The 21,263-nt window shown below is 73.0% G+C and carries 19 protein-coding genes and 1 pseudogene; 9 read left to right on the forward strand and 11 right to left on the reverse strand.

The genetic code is table 11. From position 1 onward, the window contains the following. Positions 1–12 precede the first annotated feature (12 nt). The 7 genes and pseudogenes from O7613_RS18475 to ppdK form a co-directional block, all read right to left on the reverse strand. Positions 13–549 carry a hypothetical protein gene (locus O7613_RS18475; protein WP_282289433.1) on the reverse strand — a complete coding sequence of 179 codons (537 nt, stop codon included), beginning with the start codon at positions 547–549 and terminating at the stop codon, positions 13–15. Next, the gene (gene dnaG, locus O7613_RS18480; protein ID WP_281590140.1) at positions 549–2,441 is read right to left on the reverse strand and encodes a DNA primase; all 1,893 of its coding nucleotides are present in this window, start codon (positions 2,439–2,441) and stop codon (positions 549–551) included. The genes O7613_RS18475 and dnaG overlap by 1 nt, the downstream gene beginning before the upstream one ends. A 129-nt stretch (positions 2,442–2,570) precedes the next feature. Beyond that, positions 2,571–4,204 (reverse strand): annotated as a pseudogene (locus O7613_RS18485) (BCCT family transporter). Between the two features lie 59 nt (positions 4,205–4,263). After that, positions 4,264–5,100, reverse strand: a complete 837-nt coding sequence (locus O7613_RS18490) for a siderophore-interacting protein (protein ID WP_281587165.1) — start codon at positions 5,098–5,100, stop codon at positions 4,264–4,266. A gap of 49 nt (positions 5,101–5,149) precedes the next feature. Beyond that, entirely contained in the window at positions 5,150–6,382 is a 1,233-nt protein-coding gene (locus O7613_RS18495) for a deoxyguanosinetriphosphate triphosphohydrolase (protein WP_282289434.1), read from the reverse strand. A 1-nt stretch (position 6,383) separates the two neighbouring features. Next, positions 6,384–6,749 carry a VOC family protein gene (locus tag O7613_RS18500; RefSeq protein ID WP_282289435.1) on the reverse strand — a complete coding sequence of 122 codons (366 nt, stop codon included), beginning with the start codon at positions 6,747–6,749 and terminating at the stop codon, positions 6,384–6,386. Positions 6,750–6,859: 110 nt separating this feature from the next. Beyond that, complete coding sequence (gene ppdK, locus O7613_RS18505; protein ID WP_282289436.1) at positions 6,860–9,568, reverse strand: pyruvate, phosphate dikinase; 2,709 nt, start codon at positions 9,566–9,568, stop codon at positions 6,860–6,862. Between the two features lie 384 nt (positions 9,569–9,952). On the opposite strand from ppdK, the gene O7613_RS18510 reads away from it, so the two are divergent. Both O7613_RS18510 and O7613_RS18515 read left to right on the forward strand, forming a co-directional pair. After that, entirely contained in the window at positions 9,953–11,692 is a 1,740-nt protein-coding gene (locus O7613_RS18510) for a family 20 glycosylhydrolase (protein WP_282289437.1), read from the forward strand. Between the two features lie 388 nt (positions 11,693–12,080). Further along, positions 12,081–12,740 (forward strand): C39 family peptidase, encoded by a 660-nt coding sequence (locus O7613_RS18515; RefSeq protein WP_282289438.1) that lies wholly within the window; start codon positions 12,081–12,083, stop codon positions 12,738–12,740. 59 nt (positions 12,741–12,799) lie between these two features. Here the strand turns inward: O7613_RS18515 and dusB are convergent, their stop codons facing one another. Beyond that, positions 12,800–13,948, reverse strand: coding sequence for a tRNA dihydrouridine synthase DusB (dusB, locus tag O7613_RS18520; RefSeq protein ID WP_282289439.1), 1,149 nt, complete (start codon positions 13,946–13,948; stop codon positions 12,800–12,802). A 178-nt stretch (positions 13,949–14,126) separates the two neighbouring features. Between dusB and O7613_RS18525 the strand changes: the two genes are divergently transcribed. Beyond that, positions 14,127–15,089: a type IV toxin-antitoxin system AbiEi family antitoxin domain-containing protein gene (locus tag O7613_RS18525; RefSeq protein ID WP_281587159.1), complete on the forward strand. Its 963-nt coding sequence runs from the start codon at positions 14,127–14,129 to the stop codon at positions 15,087–15,089. 54 nt (positions 15,090–15,143) lie between these two features. On the opposite strand, the gene O7613_RS18530 is transcribed toward O7613_RS18525, so the two are convergent. The 3 genes from O7613_RS18530 to O7613_RS18540 form a co-directional block, all read right to left on the reverse strand. Beyond that, a complete protein-coding gene (locus O7613_RS18530; RefSeq protein WP_281587158.1) occupies positions 15,144–16,523 on the reverse strand; it encodes a glycine--tRNA ligase in 1,380 nt (459 codons plus the stop codon). Positions 16,524–16,626: 103 nt separating this feature from the next. Beyond that, positions 16,627–17,100 carry a hypothetical protein gene (locus tag O7613_RS18535; protein ID WP_281590136.1) on the reverse strand — a complete coding sequence of 158 codons (474 nt, stop codon included), beginning with the start codon at positions 17,098–17,100 and terminating at the stop codon, positions 16,627–16,629. A 97-nt stretch (positions 17,101–17,197) separates the two neighbouring features. After that, positions 17,198–17,539: an antibiotic biosynthesis monooxygenase family protein gene (locus O7613_RS18540; protein ID WP_281587157.1), complete on the reverse strand. Its 342-nt coding sequence runs from the start codon at positions 17,537–17,539 to the stop codon at positions 17,198–17,200. A gap of 27 nt (positions 17,540–17,566) precedes the next feature. Here O7613_RS18540 and O7613_RS18545 point away from each other — a divergent pair, with 27 nt between their 5' ends. The 6 genes from O7613_RS18545 (at position 17,567) to O7613_RS18570 (ending at position 21,232) form a co-directional block, all read left to right on the forward strand. Further along, positions 17,567–17,830: a DUF6703 family protein gene (locus O7613_RS18545; RefSeq protein WP_282289440.1), complete on the forward strand. Its 264-nt coding sequence runs from the start codon at positions 17,567–17,569 to the stop codon at positions 17,828–17,830. Positions 17,831–17,908: 78 nt separating this feature from the next. Then, entirely contained in the window at positions 17,909–18,865 is a 957-nt protein-coding gene (locus tag O7613_RS18550; RefSeq protein ID WP_282289441.1) for a metal ABC transporter substrate-binding protein, read from the forward strand. Further along, positions 18,862–19,626 (forward strand): ABC transporter ATP-binding protein, encoded by a 765-nt coding sequence (locus O7613_RS18555; protein WP_281587154.1) that lies wholly within the window; start codon positions 18,862–18,864, stop codon positions 19,624–19,626. Before O7613_RS18550 ends, O7613_RS18555 begins: the two co-directional genes overlap by 4 nt. Before the next feature lies 1 nt (position 19,627). Beyond that, a complete protein-coding gene (locus O7613_RS18560) occupies positions 19,628–20,503 on the forward strand; it encodes a metal ABC transporter permease (RefSeq protein WP_281587153.1) in 876 nt (291 codons plus the stop codon). Between the two features lie 34 nt (positions 20,504–20,537). After that, positions 20,538–20,840 carry a metalloregulator ArsR/SmtB family transcription factor gene (locus O7613_RS18565; protein WP_281587152.1) on the forward strand — a complete coding sequence of 101 codons (303 nt, stop codon included), beginning with the start codon at positions 20,538–20,540 and terminating at the stop codon, positions 20,838–20,840. Next, positions 20,837–21,232 carry a transcriptional repressor gene (locus tag O7613_RS18570; RefSeq protein ID WP_281587151.1) on the forward strand — a complete coding sequence of 132 codons (396 nt, stop codon included), beginning with the start codon at positions 20,837–20,839 and terminating at the stop codon, positions 21,230–21,232. Before O7613_RS18565 ends, O7613_RS18570 begins: the two co-directional genes overlap by 4 nt. The last annotated feature ends 31 nt before the right edge of the window (positions 21,233–21,263 follow it).

A 21,263-nucleotide genomic window follows, 5' to 3' on the forward strand; every position in this document is an offset into this window, starting at 1 on the left:
CCGCGGTCGCGCTCAGACGTCGGCCGGCGTGGTGGCGGCGCGGGCCTCGGCGACCAGGCGGCCCGTCTCGGCGGCCACCACCTCGTCGTCGGCCGGCGTGCCCGGGTCGTAGCGGACCGTCCAGGTCAGACCGTCGACCCCGGACACCCGCCGGGCGGCGATCCGGCCGGCGCCGCCGGGCACCGGGTGGTGCGCGGTGTACGCCACCGAGCCGGTCACCCGGGCCCGCACCTGGTGCGGCAGGTCGCCCGGGTCGAGCAGCAGGTATGACTCGGCCGGGGCGTCGGCGACCACGAGGTAGCCGTCCCGCTCGCCGGCCGGCTCGGCCGGGGTGACGGTCAGCTCGCGGCCGGACCAGATCGCCTTGAGGATGTCGTGCCATCCGAGGCGCTCACCGCGACCGGGCAGCCACAGCCCGCGGTTGGTGGCGACCAGCACGCCGTCGCCCTCGCCGTTGCCGGCGGCGGCCCAGGCGAGCACCCGTTCGTCGGCGGCGAGCGGCGGCCGGTCGGCTGGCGGCAGTTTCGGGCGGCGGCGGAAGAGGCCCATCACAGTCCTCCCGCGGCCTGCTCGCGTAGCGCCCGCGCGTGCTGCTCCAGCGAGAGCAGCTCGCCGAAGAGGGCGAAGTATTCGTCCTTGTTGCTCACCGGGTTGATCCGCTGGATCTTCGACTTGAGGTCCCGGATCCGGCCGGTGACCGAACTCCACTGGAGCCGGGCCATGGTGACCGAGACGTACCTCGGGTCGACCTCGCCGTCGATGCGCAGCGGCTCCACCGCCAGCTCGCCCACCAGGGCCTGCGCGGCCAGGTCGGCGCAGGCGTCGCGGACCCGCTCGATCCAGACCGCGCCGCCGGTGGCGCCGGCCGCCCCGCCGGCCTCGGCGACGGCGGCGCGAACCGCGGCGTGCACCGGGTGCTGGTAGTCGGTGACCTCGACGGCGTCGAACATCGGGCCGGCCAGCACCGGCTCCTGGAGCGCCAGCTTCAGCGCCTCCCGCTCCACCATCGACCGCGGGCTGTCCACGGCCGGTGTGGCGGGCCCCGGGCGGGACGGCGCGGGACGGCCACCGGCCGGCTCACCGTGCGCGGCGGTGAGCACGGCGCGCTGCACCGGCTCGATCTCCATGCCGAGGTCGCCGGCGAGCTTGCGGACGTACTCCGGGCGTTTCTCCAGGTCCTTGATCTTCGCGACCAGCGGCGCGGCCCGGCGCATCGCCTCGACCCGGCCGTCGACGGTGTCGAGGTCGAACCGGGTGATCACGTGCCGGAGGGCGAAGTCCACGAGCGGCTCGCGGCGGGCCACCAGGTCGCGGACGGCCAGGTCGCCCTTTGCCAGCCGCAGGTCGCACGGGTCCATGTTGTCCGGGCTGACCGCGATGAAGGTGCGCCCGACGAAGCGCTGGTCGTCCTCGAAGGCGCGCAGCGCGGCCTTCTGGCCGGCGGCGTCCCCGTCGAACGTGAAGATGATCTCGCCGGCCCGTTCGTCGCTGTCGAAGAGCACCCGGCGCAGCACCGAGATGTGGTCCGAGCCGAACGCGGTGCCGCAGGTCGCCACCGCGGTCGGGACGTCGGCGAGGTGGCAGGCCATCACGTCGGTGTAGCCCTCCACCACCACCACCTTGCCCTGCTTGGCGATCTCCCGCTTGGCCTGGTCGATGCCGTAGAGGACGTGGGACTTCTTGTAGATCGGCGTCTCGGGGGTGTTGAGGTATTTCGGGCCGTCGTCGTCGTCGAACAGCTTGCGAGCGCCGAAGCCGATCACGTCGCCGGTGATGTCCCGGATCGGCCACATCAGGCGGCGCCGGAACCGGTCGATCAGTGAGCCCGACCGGGCCGGACGGGACAGGCCGGCGGTGACCAGCTCGTCGTGGGTGAAGCCCCGCTGGCGCAGGTGCTTGGTGAGCAGGTCCCACCCGTCGGGGGCGAACCCGCAGCCGTAGCGCTCGGCGGCGGCCCGGTCGAAGCCGCGGTTGGCGAGGAACTCCCGGGCCGGCCGGGCGCCGGCGGCGCCGAGCTGGGCAGCGTAGAACTCGACGGCGGCGGCGTGCGCGGCCACCAGGCGCTGCCGCTGCCCCTGCTGCGGGCGGGCACGCGGCGTGGACCTGTCGTCCTCGACGTAGCGCAGTTGGATGCCGGCCCGGGCGGCGAGGCTCTCGACCGACTCGACGAACCCGAGGTGCTCGGCGTCCATCAGGAACTTGATCGCGTCGCCGCCGACCCCGCAGCCGAAGCAGTAGAACACGTTGCGGGCGGGCGAGACGTTGAACGACGGGCTCTTCTCGTCGTGGAACGGGCAGAGCCCCTTGAGGTTGCCGCCACCGGCCGACCTGAGCGTCACCACCTCGGAGATGACGTCCGCGATGGCGGTGCGCTCGCGGACCAGCGCGATGTCCTCGTCCCGGATCCGCCCCGCCATGACCGCCACCCCCTCGGCGTACATCCTGCCCTGCCGGACCGACGATCCGGCGGCCGGGGGGACGAGCGTGTGGCCCACGACGCCCACCCCCGCCGGCTCAGGCCGAGCGGACGGCCGGGGCGTCGCCGATCCGTGGGAACGGCTCGATCGAGCTCAGCGCCGGGGGTGATGCAGCCAGCGGGTGACCGGCGGTGGTTCCTCCTCCTCGTACGACCGGGCCGCACGCACCGCGGCGGCCAGGCCCGACCGGCGCGGCCGGGCCCCGGCACGCAGGCTCGGGTCGGCGGCCATCTCCCGGACCAGGGACACGGCAGGCCCAGCATCACCACCACGAACGGCAACGCGACGATGATGGTGGCCTGCTGCAACGCGTCCAGGCCGCCGACCAGCAGCAGCGCCGCCGCGACCGCGCCGATGAGTACGCCCCAGAGCACCACCACCGCGCGGTGCGGCCGCAACGCCCCACGCGAACTCAGCGAGCCGAGCACCAGGGACGCCGAGTCGGCGCTGGTGACGAAGTAGAGCGCGATCAGCACCATGGCGAGCACGCTCGTCACCGTGCCCAGCGGCAGCGCGTCCAGCAGGCCGAACAGCGCCTGCTCCGAACCGGCGCCCACGTCGGCCACCAGATCCCGGGTGCCGGTGGCCTGGGTGCGCAGCGCGGTGCCGCCCATCACCGCGAACCAGACCGCGCTGGCGCCGCTGGGCACCAGCAGCACCCCGACGAGGAACTCCCGCACCGTACGCCCCCGGGAGATGCGGGCGATGAACGTGCCGACGAACGGCGCCCAGGAGATCCACCACGCCCAGTAGAAGATCGTCCAGGAGCCCAGCCAGGCCGGGTCGGAGAACGCCCCGGTCCGGGTCGACATCCGTACCAGCCCGCTCAGGTAGTCGCCGACGGCCGCCGGCAGCACCTCCAGCGTGTAGACGGTGGGACCGACCACGAACACGAACAGCATCAGCACGACGGCGATCAGCACGTTGGTGGTGGACAGCCACTTGACCCCGCGGTGCAGGCCGGAGAAGGCCGAGAACACGAAGGCCAGGGTGAGCGCTCCGATGATCACCAGCTCGACGGTCCGGCTGTCCGGCACGCCGGCTACCAGGTCCAGACCCGCCGCCACCTGGAGCGCGCCGAGCCCGAGGCTGGTCGCCGAGCCGAACACGGTGGCGAAGACGGCCAACAGGTCGATCGCGCGGCCGATCGGACCGTCCGTGCGCGTGCCGAGCAGCGGCGCGAACGCGGACGAGATCCGATTGCCCCGCCCCTTGCGGAACGTCGAGTAGGCGAGCGCCAACGCCGCGATCGCGTAGATGCCCCACGGGTGCAGCGTCCAGTGGAAGAGGGTGTACTGCATGGCCGCCGCGGCGGCGCCGCCGGTCTGCGGCTGGACGCCGGAGGCGGGCGGGGGCGCGGCGTAGTGCTCGATCGGCTCGGCGACGGCGAAGAAGACCAGGCCGATGCCCATGCCGGCGCTGAACATCATGGCGATCCAGGCCAGCCCGTTGAACTCCGGCTCGTCGTCGTCGGCGCCCAGCCGGATCCGACCGAACCGGGACGCGGCGAGCACCACCGCCAGCACCAGGAAGGCGTCGGCGGCGACCACGAAGAACCAGCCGAACGTGGTGATCGTCCAGTCCAGCCCGGCCGTGCCGAACGACGCCAGGGAACCGCGCGCGAACACCCCCCAGGCCACCACGGCCAGCACCCCGGCCACACCGAGCCCGAGCACCACCCGGTCGGCCGGCTGCGTCGCGGGCCGGTCCCGTACCTGTTCCGCCATGGCCCCATCCTCGGCGGACCGGGGGCCACGGCGGGGCGGAACGGATCAGGAAGCCCGGCTCAGGCCGCGACGGCGGCGGACTCCTCGGCCTCCACCTCGGCGTTCCACGTTTGCTTCGTGGAGCGCCAGCCCTCGTCGTCCAGGCCGCGCCGCCAGTAGCCGGAGATGGACAGGTCGGCCCGGGGCACGCCGCGCTCCACCCGCAGCAGGCGGCGCAGCTCCTTGACCGCGCCGGCCTCGCCGTGCACGAACGCGTGCACCCGACCGGGCGGGAACTCCAGCGCCCGGACCGCCTCGACCAGCGCCGCGCCGGCCGGACGCCCGGCCCGGTGCAGCCAGCGCAGCTCGACCGCGCCGGCGCCGGCCAGCGGCAGCTCGTCGGCGGGACCCGCCACCTCGACGAAGACCCGGGCCGGCGCGCCGGCCGGCAGCCGTTCCAGGGCGGCGGCGATCGCCGGCAGCGCGCTCTCGTCGCCGGCCAGCAGGTGCCAGTCGGCCGTCGGGTCCGGCGCGTACGCGCCGCCGGGCCCGGTGAACAACACCCGGTCGCCGGGACGCAACGCCGCCGCCCACGGGCCGGCCAGCCCCTCGTCGCCGTGGTGGACCACCTCCACGGTCAGCTCACCGGCCGTCGCGTCCCAGGCCCGCACCGTGTACGCGCGCAGCCGCGGCCACTGCTGCGCCGGGAACTCCCGCTTGATGGTCGCGAGGTCGGTCGGGTGCGGATAGGTGACGCCGTCCGGCGGGAAGACGAACTTCACGTAGTGGTCGGTGTACGCGCCCACCGGCAGGCCGGTCAGCTCGGTGCCGCCCAGCACGAGGCGGATCAGGTGCGGGGTGGGCCGAGCGGTCCGGACGACCGTGGCGGCGGTGAGCGACTTCGGGCGTTCCGTCATGCGGCTTAGGCTACCCTAACCTGCCGGTCGGGCGGACAGGTGGCGCGGGTCAGCTCGGCGACACCAGCCGGGCGTGCCAGGCCAGCGCCGCCGGGTCGGTGAGCGAGGCCACCTGGTCGATCACCACGCGCAGCCGCGCGGCGTCGTCCGCGGCGTCGCGCCAGAGCGGGGCGAAGACCGGGTCGAGCGCGTCCGGGGCCCGGTCGAGCAGCGCGGCGACCAACTCGGCCAGGATCGCCCGCTGCCTGTCGTAGCGGCCCCGGGAGCCCGGGCGGCGCATCACGTAGCGCAGGGCGATGCCCTTGAGCAGCGCGCACTGCGCCCGGATCCGGCGCGGCACCACCAGGTCGGCGGCGTAGCGGCGGTGCGGCCCGGCGCCGTGGCGGGTCTCGGTGGCGGCCACCACGGTCGAGACGAACCGGCCGGTGAGCACGCTCGTGGTGGCCTTCAGCGCGGCCATCGCCCGATGGCTGCCGTCGTACGCGGCGAGCGGGGCGAGCGCCGGGTCGGCGAGCAGCTCGGCCAGCACCTCGCCGAGGTCCTCCGGCGCCTCCCCGGAGTAGGCGGACGCCACGTCGGCGCAGAGCGCCCGCCGCTCGTCCTCCTCGGCCAGCAGCGGGCGCAGGTCGACGTACCCGCCGTGGATGCCGTCCTCGACGTCGTGCACCGAGTACGCCACGTCGTCGGCCCAGTCCATCACCTGGGCCTCCAGGCAGCGCCGGCCACCGGGCGGGGCCCCGGCGCGCAGCCAGTCGAAGACCGGACGGTCGTCGGCGTACACGCCGAACTTACGTTCTCCCGGCCGGCGCGGCCACGGGTATTTGCCGACCGCGTCGAGCGTCGCCCGGGTGAGGTTGAGCCCGGCGGACCGCCCGTCCGGGGTGAGCACCTTGGCCTCCAACCGGGTGAGCACCCGCAGCGTCTGCGCGTTGCCCTCGAAGCCGCCGCACGCGGCGGCCAGCTCGTCCAGGGCGTACTCGCCGTTGTGGCCGAACGGCGGGTGACCCAGGTCGTGCGCCAGCCCGGCGGTGTCCACCACGTCGGGGTCGCAGCCGAGGCGCGCGCCCATCTCGCGGGCGACCTGCGCCACCTCCAGCGAGTGGGTCAGCCGGGTACGCAGGAAGTCGTCGGTGCCGGCGGCGTGCACCTGGGTCTTCGCGGCGAGCCGGCGGAACGCCGCCGAGTGCAGCACCCGGGCCCGGTCCCGCTCGAACGGCGACCGACCGTACCCGGTGTCCTTGGGCGTCTCGGCGACCAGCCGGGCCGCGTCGTCGGCGTGCACCTCAGACGGGACGGTCGCGACTGCGCTCGCGCAGGACGCAGAACTCGTTGCCCTCCGGGTCGGACAGCACGGTCCACTCCACGTCGCCCTGCCCGAGGTCGACGTGCCGCGCGCCCATGTCGACGAGCCGTTCCACCTCGGCCTCCAGGTCGGTCGGGCGCAGGTCGATGTGCAGCCGGTTCTTTCCCTGCTTCGTCCCGGACACCGGGACGAAGACGAGGCCGGGGAGCGTGTCCGGAGTCCGGCGGATCTCCACCTCGTCCGGCTTGTCGGTGACCACCTGGTAGCCGAGCGCCTCCGCCCACCAGCGGGCGAGCCGGGACGGGTCCTGGGCATCGACGGTCAGGTTCTCCCAGACGGCGGTCATGCGGCCACCCCTCCTGATCGACACGTGGCGGAAGCTCAGGTTACGCCGGAGTGCCCGGATCGGCGCGCCAGCGGGCCGCCGGTGGTCACCGACGGCCCGCGCGGGCGTGCTCAGCGTGAGTCGGAACCGGTCGTGCTGACGGCCGCCCGCCCGGCCTCCAACCGGGCGACCGGCACCCGGAACGGCGAGCAGGAGACGTAGTCCAGCCCGACCGAGTGGAAGAAGTGCACCGAGTCCGGGTCGCCGCCGTGCTCGCCGCAGACGCCGAGCTTCAGCCCGGGCCGGGCCGCCCGGCCCTCCTCGGCGGCGATCCGGACCAGCCGGCCGACCCCGTCCGCGTCGATCGACTCGAACGGCGAGATGCCGAAGATGCCCAGCTCCAGGTAGCGCCAGAAGAACGCGCCCTCCACGTCGTCGCGGGAGAAGCCCCAGCCCATCTGGGTCAGGTCGTTGGTGCCGAAGGAGAAGAACTCGGCCGCCTCGGCGATCTGCCCGGCGGTGAGCGCCGCCCGGGGCACCTCGATCATTGTGCCGATCAGCACCTCGACGCCGCTGTCCCCGACCACCTCGGCGATGATCCGCTCGGCCTCGGCGCGTACCGTCTCCAGCTCCTGCACGGCCCCGACCAGCGGCACCATGATCTCCGGACGGGCCGACCCGCCGTCGCGGGCCACCGCGACGGCAGCCTCGGCGATGGCGCGGACCTGCATCGCGAACAGGCCCGGGATGACCAGGCCGAGCCGGACCCCGCGCAGGCCCAGCATCGGGTTCTCCTCGTGCATCCGCCGGACGGCGGACAGCAGCGCCTCCTCCTTCGCCACGTCCTCGCCGCGCTCCTGTGCGACCGCGACGTTCACCGCGAGCTGCTCCAGCGGCGGCAGGAACTCGTGCAGCGGCGGGTCGATCAGCCGCACCGTGACCGGCAGGCCGTCCATCTCCCGGAAGATCTCCACGAAGTCGTCGCGCTGCAACGGCAGCAGCGCGGCCAGCGCGTCCTCCCGTTCCCGGCCACCGCCGGCGAGGATGAGCCGCTCGACCAGCTCCCGGCGGTCACCGAGGAACATGTGCTCGGTGCGGCACAGGCCGATGCCCTCGGCGCCGAAGCGCCGGGCCCGCGCCGCGTCCGCGCCGGTGTCGGCGTTCGTCCGGACCCGCAGCCGCCGCGCCGAGTCGGCGTGCGTCATGATCCGGTGTACGGCGCGGACCAGCGGATCGGCGGTGGTCTCCGGGTCGAGTTCGCCCTCGAAGTACTGCACCACCTCGGACGGCGTGACCGGCACCTCACCCAGGTAGACCTTGCCGGTGGTGCCGTCGATCGAGACGACGTCCCCCTCGACGACGGTGTGCCCGCCGACGGTGAACTTCTTCGCCGGGACGTTCACCTCCAGCGCGTCGGCCCCGGAGACGCAGGTCTTGCCCATGCCCCGGGCCACCACGGCGGCGTGGCTGGTCTTGCCGCCGCGCGAGGTGAGGATGCCCTGCGCGGCGATCATGCCGGTGAGGTCGTCCGGGTTGGTCTCCCGGCGGACCAGGATCACCGACTCGCCCTCGGCGGCCACCTCGACGGCGCGGGCCGAGGTGAAGACCACCCTGCCGGACGCGGCGCCCGGCGACGCGCCGATGCCCGTGGCCACCGGCTCGAAGTCGTGGTCGAGCTGGAAGCGCGGGAACATGAGCTGGGCGAGCTGCGCGCCGTTGACCCGGTGCAGCGCCTCGTCCAGGTCGATCAGGCCCTCGTCGACGAGCTGCCCGGCGATGACGAACGCGGCGGCGGCGGTGCGCTTGCCGACCCGGGTCTGGAGCATCCAGAGCTTGCCGCGCTCGATGGTGAACTCGATGTCGCAGAGATCCTTGTAGTGCTCCTCCAGCCGGGCCATGATGCCGAGCAGCTCGTCGTAGGAGGTCTTGTCGAGCTGCTCCAACTCCTGCAACGGCACGGTGTTGCGGATGCCGGCGACCACGTCCTCGCCCTGCGCGTTGGCCAGGTAGTCGCCGTAGATGCCCTGCGCGCCGCTGCCCGGGTCGCGGGTGAACGCGACGCCGGTGCCGGAGTCCGGCCCGAGGTTGCCGAAGACCATGGTCACCACGTTCACCGCCGTGCCGAGGTCGGCCGGGATGCGCTCCTGCCGGCGGTAGAGGACGGCCCGCTCCGCGTTCCACGAGTCGAAGACCGCGCGGATGGCCAGGTCGAGCTGCTCCCGGGGCTCCTGCGGGAACTCCCGCCCGGTGTGCTTGGCGAAGATCTTCTTGTATCGGTCCACGAGCCCGCGCAGGTCGTCGGCGTCCAGGTCGAGGTCGTCGTGCGTACCCTTGGCGCGTTTGGCCTCGTCGAGCGCGTGCTCGAACTCCTCGCCGGGCACCTCGCAGACGGTCTTGCCGAACATCTGGATCAACCGCCGGTAGGAGTCCCAGGCGAACCTGTCGTTCTGCCCGGCCTGCTTGCTCAGGCCGATGACGCTGCGGTCGTTGAGGCCGACGTTGAGGACGGTCTCCATCATGCCGGGCATGGAGAACTTGGCGCCCGATCGTACGGAGACCAGCAGCGGGTCGTCCGGGTCACCGAGGCGGCGGCCCATCTCGCGTTCCAGCACCTCCAGGTGCGCCTCGATCTGCCCGGCCAGCCCGTCCGGTTCGCGCCCGGTCGTCAGGTACGCCTGGCACGCCTCGGTGGTGATGGTGAAGCCGGGCGGGACGGGCAGCCCGAGGTTGGTCATTTCGGCCAGGTTGGCCCCCTTGCCACCGAGCAGGTCCTTGAGGTCCTTGTTGCCCTCGGCGAAGTCGTAGACGTACTTGTGCTCGACCGTTCCTTGCGATGCCACCAGAGCCTCCCACGCGCGCCATTGACACTTAACGAAGGTTCAGTTCGGACCTACCCCGGGAGCTACCACCGGTAATCCCGGCTCGTCAGCGATCGGTGGGCGAAGGTTAAGCGACCTTCGCGGGACCTGGGACCGTTCGGTGACTATTGGCACAACAGTCACCCCTGCCCGCGTCCGTACCGGTTTTTGGGAACGCTTCCACGAGCAGGAACACGCAATTCCGATTCACCTCGTACCCTTGACGGCACTGGATATCGCCGAACCTCACCTTTGCCATATCCCGCACGAATACCCCCTCGGAGCGTTGCCGTGCCGACCAGCCCCACCAGCCCCGAGACCGGCCCGACGTCGGCTGGTCCGACCCCTGTCCACCGCCTGCCCGGTGTGCCCACGGACGCCGCCGGGCTGGCCGGCGTCGCCAGTGACCGGGCCGCCGACCTGCTCGCCCCGCCCGCGCCGGTCCGCCTCCACGACGTCGTGCCCGCCCCCGAGCACGTCCGGCCCGACCCGGCCGGCGACTTCACCCTGCGCGCCGGCGCGGTGCTGCGGGTGGGCCCCGCCGGCCGCGACGTGGCCGAGCAGCTCGCCGGCTGGCTGCGCCCGGCCACCGGCTACCCGCTCCCGGTGACCGACACCACGGATCCCGACGCGGACGGCCCGCTGACGCTCACCCTCGCGTCGAACGCCGGCGGGCCGGGTGAAGGGCTAGGCGCATGGCCGGACGGCGGCGGGTCGGCGGACGGTGGCGGGCCCGGCGCAGGGCTCGGCGCAGGGGCGGACGGCGAGGCGGGCCAAGGGCTCGGCGCAGGGTCGGCCGACGGTGCTGGGCTCGGTGCCGAGGGCTACCGCCTCGACGTCACGGCCGGCGGCGTCCGGATCACGGCCGACACGGCGGCCGGCCTGCTCCACGGCGCGCAGACGCTGCGGCAGCTCCTGCCCGCGGCGATCGAGAGCGCCACCCCGACCGGAGAGCGCTGGACGGTCCCCGGCGGCACGATCGTCGACCGGCCGCGCTTCGCCTACCGGGGCGTCATGCTCGACGTCGCCCGGCACTTCTTCGAGGTGGCGGACGTGCTGCGGGTGATCGACCACCTGTCCCGGTACAAGCTCAACCACCTGCACCTGCACCTCACCGACGACCAGGGCTGGCGGATCGCCGTCGACTCGAGGCCCCGGCTCGCCGAGGTCGGTGGCGCCACCGCGGTCGGCGGCGGCCCTGGAGGCTGGTACAACCGGGACGACTACCGGCGCATCGTCGCGTACGCCGCCCGCCACCACGTGACCGTGGTACCCGAGATCGACCTGCCGGGGCACACCAACGCGGCGCTCGTCGCCTACCCCGAGCTGGCCCCCAGCAAGATCGCGCCGCCGCCGTACACGGACACCGAGGTCGGCTTCAGCTACGTCGACCCAGCCGACGAGCGGACGTACGCCTTCGTCGCCGACGTGTTCGGGGAGGTGGCCGCGCTGACCCCCGGTCCGTGGCTGCACCTCGGCGGCGACGAGGCGTTCAAGGTGCCGGCGGAGAGCTACCGGGCCTTCGTCGAGCGGGCCCAGTCCCTGGTCGCGGCCACCGGCAAGACCGTCGTCGGCTGGCACCAGCTCGCCCCGGCCGGGCACACCGACGGGCGCGTCCTCCAGTGGTGGGGCACGAACGGCGACGACCCGGAAACGGCCGACGCGGTACGCCGGGGCGCTCGACTGATCCTCTCCCCGGCCAACCACGCATATCTGGACATGAAGTACGCCCCGGACACACCGATCGGACACGACTGGGCCGGCCTCATCGACGTGCGCCGGGCGTACGACTGGGATCCCGGCAGTCACGTCCACGGCGTACCGGCCGAGGCCGTGCTGGGTGTGGAGGCGCCGCTGTGGACCGAGTCGGTCACCAACCGCGCCGAGGTCGAGTTCATGCTCTTCCCGCGCCTGCCCGCCATCGCCGAGCTGGGCTGGTCAGCCCGCTCGACACACGACTGGGCCGGCTTCCGGGAACGGCTCGCCGGCCAGGGCCCGCGCTGGGCCACGGCCGGGATCACCTTCCACCCCGCCCCGGAGATCCCCTGGCCGCACGCCGCCGTCCCCACCCAGCCCACCCGCGACAGCGCGTCCACCACCCGCTGACCGCCCCCACCCCACCACCCGCCCCGACGGCCTGTTTCACGGAAAGAGGGGCTAAACGAGCTCGGACAGCCCCTCTTTCCGTGAATCCGCGTTGGGTGGGGCTGAGGCGGGGCGGGCTTGAAACGGACGCTGGGGACATTCGTCGCAGCGTGGGCGGGTGGGCGGGTGGTGGGCGTCACCGTGGCGGCGGAATCGCTGTCGGGGTCGGCGTGTTGTACATGGCTGACCGCGCCGCACCCGCTCGCCAGCCACCCCGTGCCCGGCCGGAGCCGGCGGGGAATGACCCCGGGCCGCCGGTCGTTACACCCCCGAGCCGATGCCCCACCGCACTCTTTCTCCCCATGCGGCGCACCCTGCCGCGTACCCCCGACCAGGGAGGCAACCGATCATGGCTACCACTCTGCTGCGCAAGACCGTTCTGACCGCTGCCGGTATCGCCGCCACCGCCGGAGGCATCGCCGGCCCCGCCATCGCCGCCCACGCCGCTCCGGCCGAGAAGGCCGCCGTCGTCGTCGCCGACCGCAAGGGCGGCCACGGCGAGCGGGAGCTGGACGTGCGCTACGAGGCGCAGCCCAACTTCTACTTCTGCGGCCCCGCCGCCGCCCGCAACGCCCTGTCCGTGCAGGGCAAGAACATCGACGTCGACGCCATGGCCCGCGAGATGGGCACCACCGAGAGCGGCACCAACAGCATCAACGACATCACCCCGGTGCTGAACAAGGAGACCGGCGCCAAGAACGCCTACCGCTCGGTGGAGATCCGCAGCTCGAAGGCGGACGAGAAGCAGACCGAGACGCTGCGCGCCGACATCGTCAAGACCGTGGACAACGGTCGGGCGGTCGTGGCCAACATCGTCGGCACCGCCACCGACACCGACGGCAACACCCACTCCTTCGAGGGCGGCCACTACATCAGCGTCATCGGCTACCGCGACGACGGCAAGGTCGTGACCATCGCCGACAGTGCCAACCCGAACATGGCCTCCTACCGGATGAGCGTGGACAACCTGGCCGACTGGATCGCCACCCGCGGCTACTCGACCTCCTGACCGACTGACCGACCGACAGCGGAGGGCCCGACCCCGAACGGGGGTCGGGCCCTTCGGCGTCAGCCGCCGGAGTCGTCCAGCTCGGCGCCCTCCGGCGGGGTGTCGTCGTCGCGGCTGGCCAGCCAGCCGTCGGGCAGGAAGACCTTCCCCGGGGAGTTGGTGCGGCCTCGTGGCTGGCCGAGCGTCTCGACCGGGAAGGGTACGGCCGGGTCGAGCTTGCCGAGCAGGTCGTCGAGCTGCGCCAGGCTTTCGATCATGGCGAGTGAGCGACGCAGTTCGCCGCCGATCGGGAAGCCCTTCAGATACCAGGCCACGTGCTTGCGGAAGTCGGTGCAGCCGTCCCGCTCACCCCGGGCCGGGTTGCGCGCCCCGGCCACGAACTGCTCCACCAGCAGCTCGGCGTGCCTGCGCATGGTCACCGCCACCTCGCCGAGGGTGGGCAACCGCCGGTCGACCCGGCCGTCGAACGCGGCCTCCAGGTCGGCGAAGAGCCACGGCCGGCCCAGGCAGCCACGCCCCACCACCACGCCGTCGACCCCGGTGTGGGCGACCATCCGGAGCGCGTCCTCGCCCTCCCAGATGTCGCCGTTGCCGAGCACCGGCACGTCGAGCGCCGCCTTGAGCGTGGCGATGGCGTCCCAGTCGGCGGTCCCCGAGTAGCGCTGCGCGGCCGTACGCCCGTGCAGGGCCACCGCGGCGACGCCCGCGTCCTGTGCGGCCAGCCCGGCCTCGACGTACGTCAGGTGGTCGTCGTCGATGCCCTTGCGCATCTTGACCGTGACCGGCACCCCGGCGGGTGACGCGGCGTCCACCGCGGCCCGGACCAGCCGGGCGAACAGCCGGCGTCGCCACGGCAGGGCCGAGCCGCCGCCCCGCCGGGTCACCTTCGGGACCGGGCAGCCGAAGTTCAGGTCGATGTGGTCGGCGAGGTCCCGCTCGACCACGATCCGCACGGCGGCGGCGGTGATCTCCGGGTCGGTGCCGTAGAGCTGGAGGCTGCGGGGCTTCTCCTCGGCGCCGAAGGCGATCATGCGCAGCGTCTTCGGGTTCCGCTCGACGAGCGCCCGCGTCGTGATCATCTCGCAGACGTAGATGCCGCCGCCCTGCTCCCGGCAGAGCCGCCGGAAGCCGACGTTGGTGATCCCGGCCATCGGCGCGAGCACCACCGGCGGCCACACCGCATACGGCCCGATCTTCAGCTCATCCACCGCCCAAGTGTAAGGAGGGGCCCCCGCTTAACGCTTTCTGCATAGGCGGGGGCCCCGCTTAACACCGGCGCATATCACAGCGCCGGTGGGAGGTGCGGGGTTTCCACAAGCGGGCCGGTATCCACAGGACGTGGGCGACGGGCAGCACGAACACCCGCCCGTCGCCCACGCTTGCCGCATGGTCGATCACCCGCCCCGGCTGGCGGACATCGCGCACCGCCAGCAGGACCTGGTCACGCGCGTCCAACTGCTGCAAGCCGGCTACGACGACATGTTCATCTACCGACAAACCCGCCGGGGCCGCTGGCAGCGCGTGCTGCCGGCGACCTATGCCCTGGTCACCGGCGTGCTCACCGACGAGCAGCGGCGGATCTCCGCCGCCCTGTACGCCGGCCGGGGCGCCCAACTGACCGGGCTGTCCGCGCTCTCCTGGTACGGCTTCCGATACAGCCCGCGGACCACCGACGTACACCTGCTCGTTCCGCATTCGACGAGCCGCAAGTCGACAGGTCACGTGCTGGTGTCCCGGGCCCTGTCGCTCGATCCGAACGCGCGGGCGACCGCCCACTACCCGGTCTGCTCGCCCGCGCGGTCCGTCGTCGACGCCGCCCGTGACCTGCGCGACCTGCGGACGGTACGGGCGATCGTGGCCGAGGCCGTCCAACGGAGCTTCACCGACCTGGCCGCCCTGGACGAGGAGATCATCCGGGCCCGGCGCAGCCGTACGGCGCTGATCCGGAAGGCGTTCCACGAGGTGACCGCCGGCGCCCGCTCCGCTCCGGAGGCCGAGTTGCGGGACTGTCTCGCCGGGAGCCGGCTGCTCCCGGAGATCCTGTGGAACCCACGACTGACGACAGGTGACGGGTGCACCCTCCCGACACCCGACGGCTATCTTGCCGAGTCGGCGCTGGCGCTGGAGGTCGACTCGCGGGAATACCACCTGAGCCCGGACGGTTGGGCGCGCACGCTCGACCGCCACAACGAGCTGAGCCGGCTCGGGGTGATGACCCTGCACTTCACCCCGGCGCAGATCCGCCGCGAGCCCCGGCGGGTACGCCGGACGGTGGAGCAGGCGCACGCTTCCCGCCCCGGTCTCGCCGCCGCCGTCGCGGTCCAGGCCGCCCCGGCGGCGGGGTGTTAAGCGGGGGCCCTTCCTCTACCAAATGCGTTAAGAGGGGCCCCCGCCTTACACACGTCAGCAGCCGGGGAGGCGCTCGATCAGGTAGCGCTCGACCTGGGTGAGCGCCACGCGCTCCTGGGCCATGGTGTCCCGGTTGCGGACGGTCACCGCGTCGTCGTCGAGCGTGTCGAAGTCGACCGTGACGCAGAACGGGGTGCCGATCTCGTCCTGCCGGCGGTAGCGGCGACCGATCGCCTGCGAGTCGTCGAACTCGACCACCCACCGCTTGCGCAGGTCGGCGGCGAGCTGCTTGGCCTTCGGCGAGAGCGCCTCGTTGCGGGACAGCGGCAGCACCGCCACCTTGACCGGGGCCAGCCGCGGGTCGAACCGCATGACGGTGCGCTTGTCCACGCCGCCCTTGGTGTTCGGCGCCTCGTCCTCGTCGTACGCCTCCAGCAGGAACGCCAGCACCGCGCGGGTCAGGCCGGCGGCCGGCTCGATCACGTACGGCATCCAGCGCTCGCCCTTGCCCTGGTCGAAGTACGACAGGTCGACGCCGGAGTGCTTGCTGTGCGTGGACAGGTCGAAGTCGGTGCGGTTGGCGATGCCCTCCAGCTCGGCGAACTCGCTGCCGCCGAACCGGAACTTGTACTCGATGTCGACGGTGCGCTTCGAGTAGTGGGAGAGCTTCTCCTTCGGGTGCTCGTAGAAGCGCAGGTTCTCCTCGGACAGGCCCAGGTCGAGATACCAGTTCCAGCGCTCCTGAAGCCAGTATTCGTGCCACTGCTCGTCGGTGCCCGGCTCGACGAAGAACTCCATCTCCATCTGCTCGAACTCGCGGGTCCGGAAGATGAAGTTGCCCGGGGTGATCTCATTGCGGAACGACTTGCCGGTCTGCGCGATGCCGAACGGCGGCTTCTTGCGGGCGACCGTCTCCACGTTCTTGTAGTTGACGAAGATGCCCTGGGCGGTCTCCGGGCGCAGGTAGTGCAGGCCCTCGTCGCTCTCCACCGGGCCCAGGTAGGTCTTCATCAGGCCGTTGAACATCTTCGGCTCGGTGAAGGTGCCCTTGTTGCCGCAGTTGGGGCAGTTCAGCTCGGTGAGCGAGGTCAGCGGCTTGCCGTGCTTGGCCTCGTACGCCTCTTCCAGGTGGTCGGCGCGGAACCGCCGATGGCAGGACTGGCACTCGGTGAGCGGGTCGACGAACTCGGCGATGTGGCCGCTCGCCTCCCAGACCTTGCGGGCCAGGATGACCGCGGAGTCGAGGCCGACGACGTCGTCGCGCTGCTGGACCATGGTCTTCCACCACTGGCGGCGGACGTTCTCCTTCAGCTCGACGCCGAGCGGGCCGTAGTCCCACGCCGACCGGGTGCCCCCGTAGATCTCGCTGGAGGGGAAGACGAAGCCTCGGCGCTTGGCGAGGCTGACGACGGCGTCAATTCGGTCGGCTGGCATGTTTCCTCCTACGCCGGCTGGCGGTCGGCGCGGTCGAGTCGGATGGAATGGGACCACGGTACGACCGCCTCGGTCCCGAGCCCAGCAGAATACCGGGGCCCGGTCAGCTCACCCCGCAGACCTCCATGCCGCCGGTCTGCCGGTCGGGGGCCAGCGTCACGGTCTGCGCCTCCCGGCGGCCACCGGCGAGCGTGACGTCCACCGGCACGGTGAGCGTGGTGGTGTCGACCTTGCCCACCCGGTAGCCGGAGATCTGCGGCTCGGTGGCGACCCGCTGCACAAACTCGGGCCGGGACTCGCGCCGCCGGGCGTCGTCGCAGAGCTGGGCGTACGCCTTGGTCCACTCCCGGGCGACGAGCGCCTGGTAGTAGTCGTCGGTGACGGCCCGGCCCTGTTCCCCGACGGCCTGCACGTTGCTCACGCCCAGGCCGATCACCGCGGCGCCGCCCCCGCCGCAGCAGAGCAGCACGGCCAGTGCGCCGACGCCGAGGGCGAGCCAGAGCCGGGCTCGCCGCCCCTCGGTCGGCGGGGCGGCGAACGGCGGGGCGACGCCGGGACCGGGCGGCGGCGCGGGCACGCCCGGGTCCGCCGGCGGTGCGCCGGGCGGCACGGGTGGCGGGGGCGGCGCGGCCGGTCCGGGAGCGGTCATACGCGCCAGGGTAGTGCCCCGGGAGTCAGCGGTAAGGACCTGCGGCACGATCGCTTGCGGCGACGACGATCTCGCCCTGCGGGGCGGCGCTGGCGAGCGTCTCGTACGCCGACGGCTCGTCCACCGATCGGGCGAGCAGCGGCACGGCGGTGATCTTGACGTCGAACCCGCCGAGCCCACGCCGGTACGCCCCGACGGACTCCCACTCGGTGATGAGACACCAGTGGGCCGGGTCGTCGAGCGCCCGCAGCAGTTCGCCGCGCAGGTAGCCGGGTCGGGCGGCGAGCGCGGCCAGCGCCGCGTGCGCCTCCCGGGTGAACTCGTCCACCGTTTCGGCTTCCACCACGAACCGGTTGGTGACCAGCACGGCGTTCCTCCTCGTAGAGTCTGTGGCATGCAGCGTACGCAGAGTCCCGTGCTGTCCCGCCTGGCCCGGCTCAACCCGACGGCGGTGTTCCTCGCCGCGCTGGTGCTGGTGCTTGTGGGCCTCTTCGCGCCCGGCCCGGCCGGCGGCGTCCTGCTGTTGGCGTTGGCCGCCGGGTTGGTCTGGTTGATGTCGGTCACCTGGCCGGTCCAGGCGCCGGCGACGCGGATGCTCCGGCTGCTGATGCTCACCCTGTTGATCGCGGTGGCGCTGGCCAAGCTGCTGGTCGGCTGAGTAGCGCCGGTTGACCTGCGCAGACATGCAATCATGCGTTTTTGACAATAATTTTCGTTATCGCGGACAGTTGGTCCCATGACCGCTCGTGCCACGCCCCGCGTCCTCGCCGCCGCCACCGCCGCCCTGCTCACGCTCGGTGGTCTGGCCGCCTGCTCGGACGGCGGGGGCGGGGGAAGCGACCCGGACCGGGTCGACGTGGTGGCCGCGTTCTACCCGCTCCAGTTCCTCGCGGAGCGGATCGGCGGCGACCGGGTGGTGGTCGGCAACCTGACCAAGCCCGGCGCGGAGCCGCACGACCTGGAGTTGAACCCCCGCCAGGTCGGCCAGGTGGTCGACGCCGAGCTGATCGTCTACCTGACCGGTTTCCAGCCGGCCGTGGACGAGGCGGTCGAGCAGAACGGCGGCGACCGCGCCTTCGACGTGGCGGGCGTGGCGCCGCTGCGCGACGCCGCCGCCGGCGGCCACGAGCACGAGGGCGAGGACGGGCACCAGGAGGAGGCCGGGCACGAGGAGGGCGGCGGCAAGGACCCGCACCTCTGGCTCGACCCGACCCGGCTGGCCACCGTCGGCGACCGGCTCGCCGAGCGCCTCGGCGCGGTCGACCCGGACCACGCCGCCGACTACACCGCCCGCGCCGGCGCGCTGCGGGACGAGCTGACGACACTCGACACCGAGTACGCCGAGGGCCTGCGCACCTGCCAGCGCCGGGAGATCGTGACCAGTCACACCGCCTTCGGCTACCTGGCCGAGCGCTACCGGCTGGAGCAGATCGGTCTCACCGGCCTCACCCCCGAGTCCGAGCCGTCCCCGCAGCGGCTCGCCGAGGTGGCGGAGGAGGCCCGGGAGCACCGGGCCGGCACGATCTTCTTCGAGACGCTCGTCAGCCCGAAGGTCGCCGAGACGATCGCCCGCGAGGTCGGTGCGCGCACCGCGGTCCTGGACCCGATCGAGGGCCCGCCGGCCGAGGGCGACTACCTCTCCGCGATGCGCGCCAACCTCCAGACCCTGCGAACCGCCCTGGACTGCTCATGACCGCACCCGTACTCGAGATCACCCACGCCACCGTCGGCTACGACGGCCGGCCGGTGCTGCGCGACGTCTCGCTGGCGCTGGCCGCCGGCGAGGTGGTCGCCGTGCTCGGCGCCAACGGCTCCGGCAAGTCGACGCTCGTCCGCGCCGCGCTCGGCCTGGTGCCGCTGGGCGCCGGGTCGGTCACCCTGTTCGGCACCCCCCAGCGCCGTTTCCGGCAGTGGCACCGCGTGGGGTACGTCCCGCAGCGGCTGGGCGCGGGCGGCGGCGTACCCGCCACGGTGGCCGAGGTGGTGGCGTCCGGGCGGCTGGCCCGCCGGGGGGTGCTCCGGCCGGCTCGGCGGGCCGACCGGGAGGCGGTGGCGGAGGCACTGCGCGCGGTCGGGCTCGCCGACCGGGCCGGTGATCCGGTGGCCACCCTCTCCGGCGGTCAGCAGCAGCGCGTCCTGATCGCCCGGGCGCTGGCCGGCGGGCCGGAGCTGCTGGTGCTCGACGAGCCGACCGCCGGGGTGGACGCGGCCAGTCAGGAGGCGTTCGCCGGTGCCCTGCGGATGTTCCGCGACGGTGGCGGCACGGTGCTGCTCGTCGCCCACGAGTTGGGGCCGCTGCGCCCGCTGATCAGCCGGGCGGTGGTGGTGCACCGGGGCGGGATCGCCCATGACGGCGCGGTGCCCGAGCCGGCCGGTCACCACGCCGACCCGGACCACGAGCACGTGCACCCGCACTGCGACGAGGAGCCCGCCGGGCTCTGGACAGGCATCTGAGATGGACCTCTTCCAGTACGACTTCATGCTCCGCGCGCTCGTCGGCGCGCTCGTCATCGGGCTGGCCGCCCCGGCGCTCGGCATCTATCTGGTGCAGCGCCGGCTGGCGTTGATCGGTGACGGCATCGGTCACGTGGCGCTCACCGGCGTCGGCGCCGGGCTGCTGCTCAACCGCTCCCCCGTGCTGGTGGCGGTGCTCGCCGCCACGCTCGGCGCGGTCGTCATCGAGCTGGTCCGCGCGTACGGGCGCACCTCCGGCGACCTCGCGCTGGCGCTGCTGTTCTACGGCGGCATCGCCGGCGGCGTGATGCTCGTCGGGCTCTCCGACGCCAGCAGCGGGTCGCTCAACGCGTACCTCTTCGGGTCGCTGACCACGACGTCGCCGGCCGACCTGGTCACCATCGGCGTGCTCGGCGCGGTGCTGCTGGTGACCATGCTGGTGCTGCGTCCGGCGCTGTTCGCGGTCTGTCACGACGAGGAGTACGCGCGGGTCTCCGGCCTGCCGGTGCGGGCGCTGAACCTGCTGATCGCGGTGGGTACCGCGATCACGGTGACCATCGCCATGCGGGCGGTCGGGGTGCTGCTGATCAGCGCGCTGATGGTGGTGCCGGTGGCCACCGCCCAGCAGGTGACGCGCGGTTTCCGGTCGACCATGACGGCGGCCATGGCGCTGGGCCTGTTCGCCGCCGGGGCCGGGATCTGGGTGGCCGCCACCGCGGACACCGCGCCGGGCGCCTCGGTGGTGCTGGTGGCGATCGGCTCGTTCCTGGTGGTGGCGCTGCTGGCGGCCGGCGGGCGGGCAGTGCGGCGGCGCGTCCGGCCGACGGCGACGCAGGCGGCGGTCGAGCCGGCCGAGCACGAGGTGGTGCTCGGATGAGGCCGGCACAGCCGACACTGGTTATCGTTACGGGGTGACCGGCTCCAACGGGTACGACGTCTTCGAGGGCGCGGGGGATCTGCTGCGCGCCCTCTCCGCCCCGATCCGGCTCGCCATCGTGAGCGAGCTGGCCGAGGGCGAGCGCTGCGTGCACGAGCTGGTCGAGAAGCTCGGCGCGCCCCAGCCACTCGTCTCCCAGCACCTGCGGGTGCTGCGCGGGGCCGGCGTGGTGCGCGGCTCGCGGCGCGGTCGGGAGATCGCGTACGCCCTGGTCGACGAGCACGTCGCGCACATCGTGGCGGACGCGGTCAGCCACGCCGGGGAGGGACCGGCATGACCACCGGCACCCCACGCACCACCCGGCAGCGCAGCGCGGTGAGCGCCCTGCTGGACGAGGTCGAGGGCTTCCACAGCGCCCAGGACCTGCACGCCATGCTGCGCCGGCGCGGCGACCGGATCGGGTTGACCACGGTCTACCGGACGTTGCAGGCGCTCGCCGACGCCGACGAGATCGACGTGATGCGCCCGCCGGGCGGCGAGCACCTCTACCGGCGGTGCAGCGGCGGCCACCACCACCATCTGGTGTGCCGGGGCTGTGGTCGTACCGTCGAGGTGGCCGGCCCGGCGGTGGAGAAGTGGGCGGACCGGATCTCCGCCGAGCACGGCTTCACCGAGGTCAGCCACACCCTGGAGATCTTCGGCACCTGTCCGGCCTGCGCCGGCCGGTAAAACCGACCGGTGCCGCCGCGGCCACGCCGTG

Source organism: Micromonospora sp. WMMD975 (assembly GCF_029581215.1).
GTDB lineage: Bacteria > Actinomycetota > Actinomycetes > Mycobacteriales > Micromonosporaceae > Micromonospora.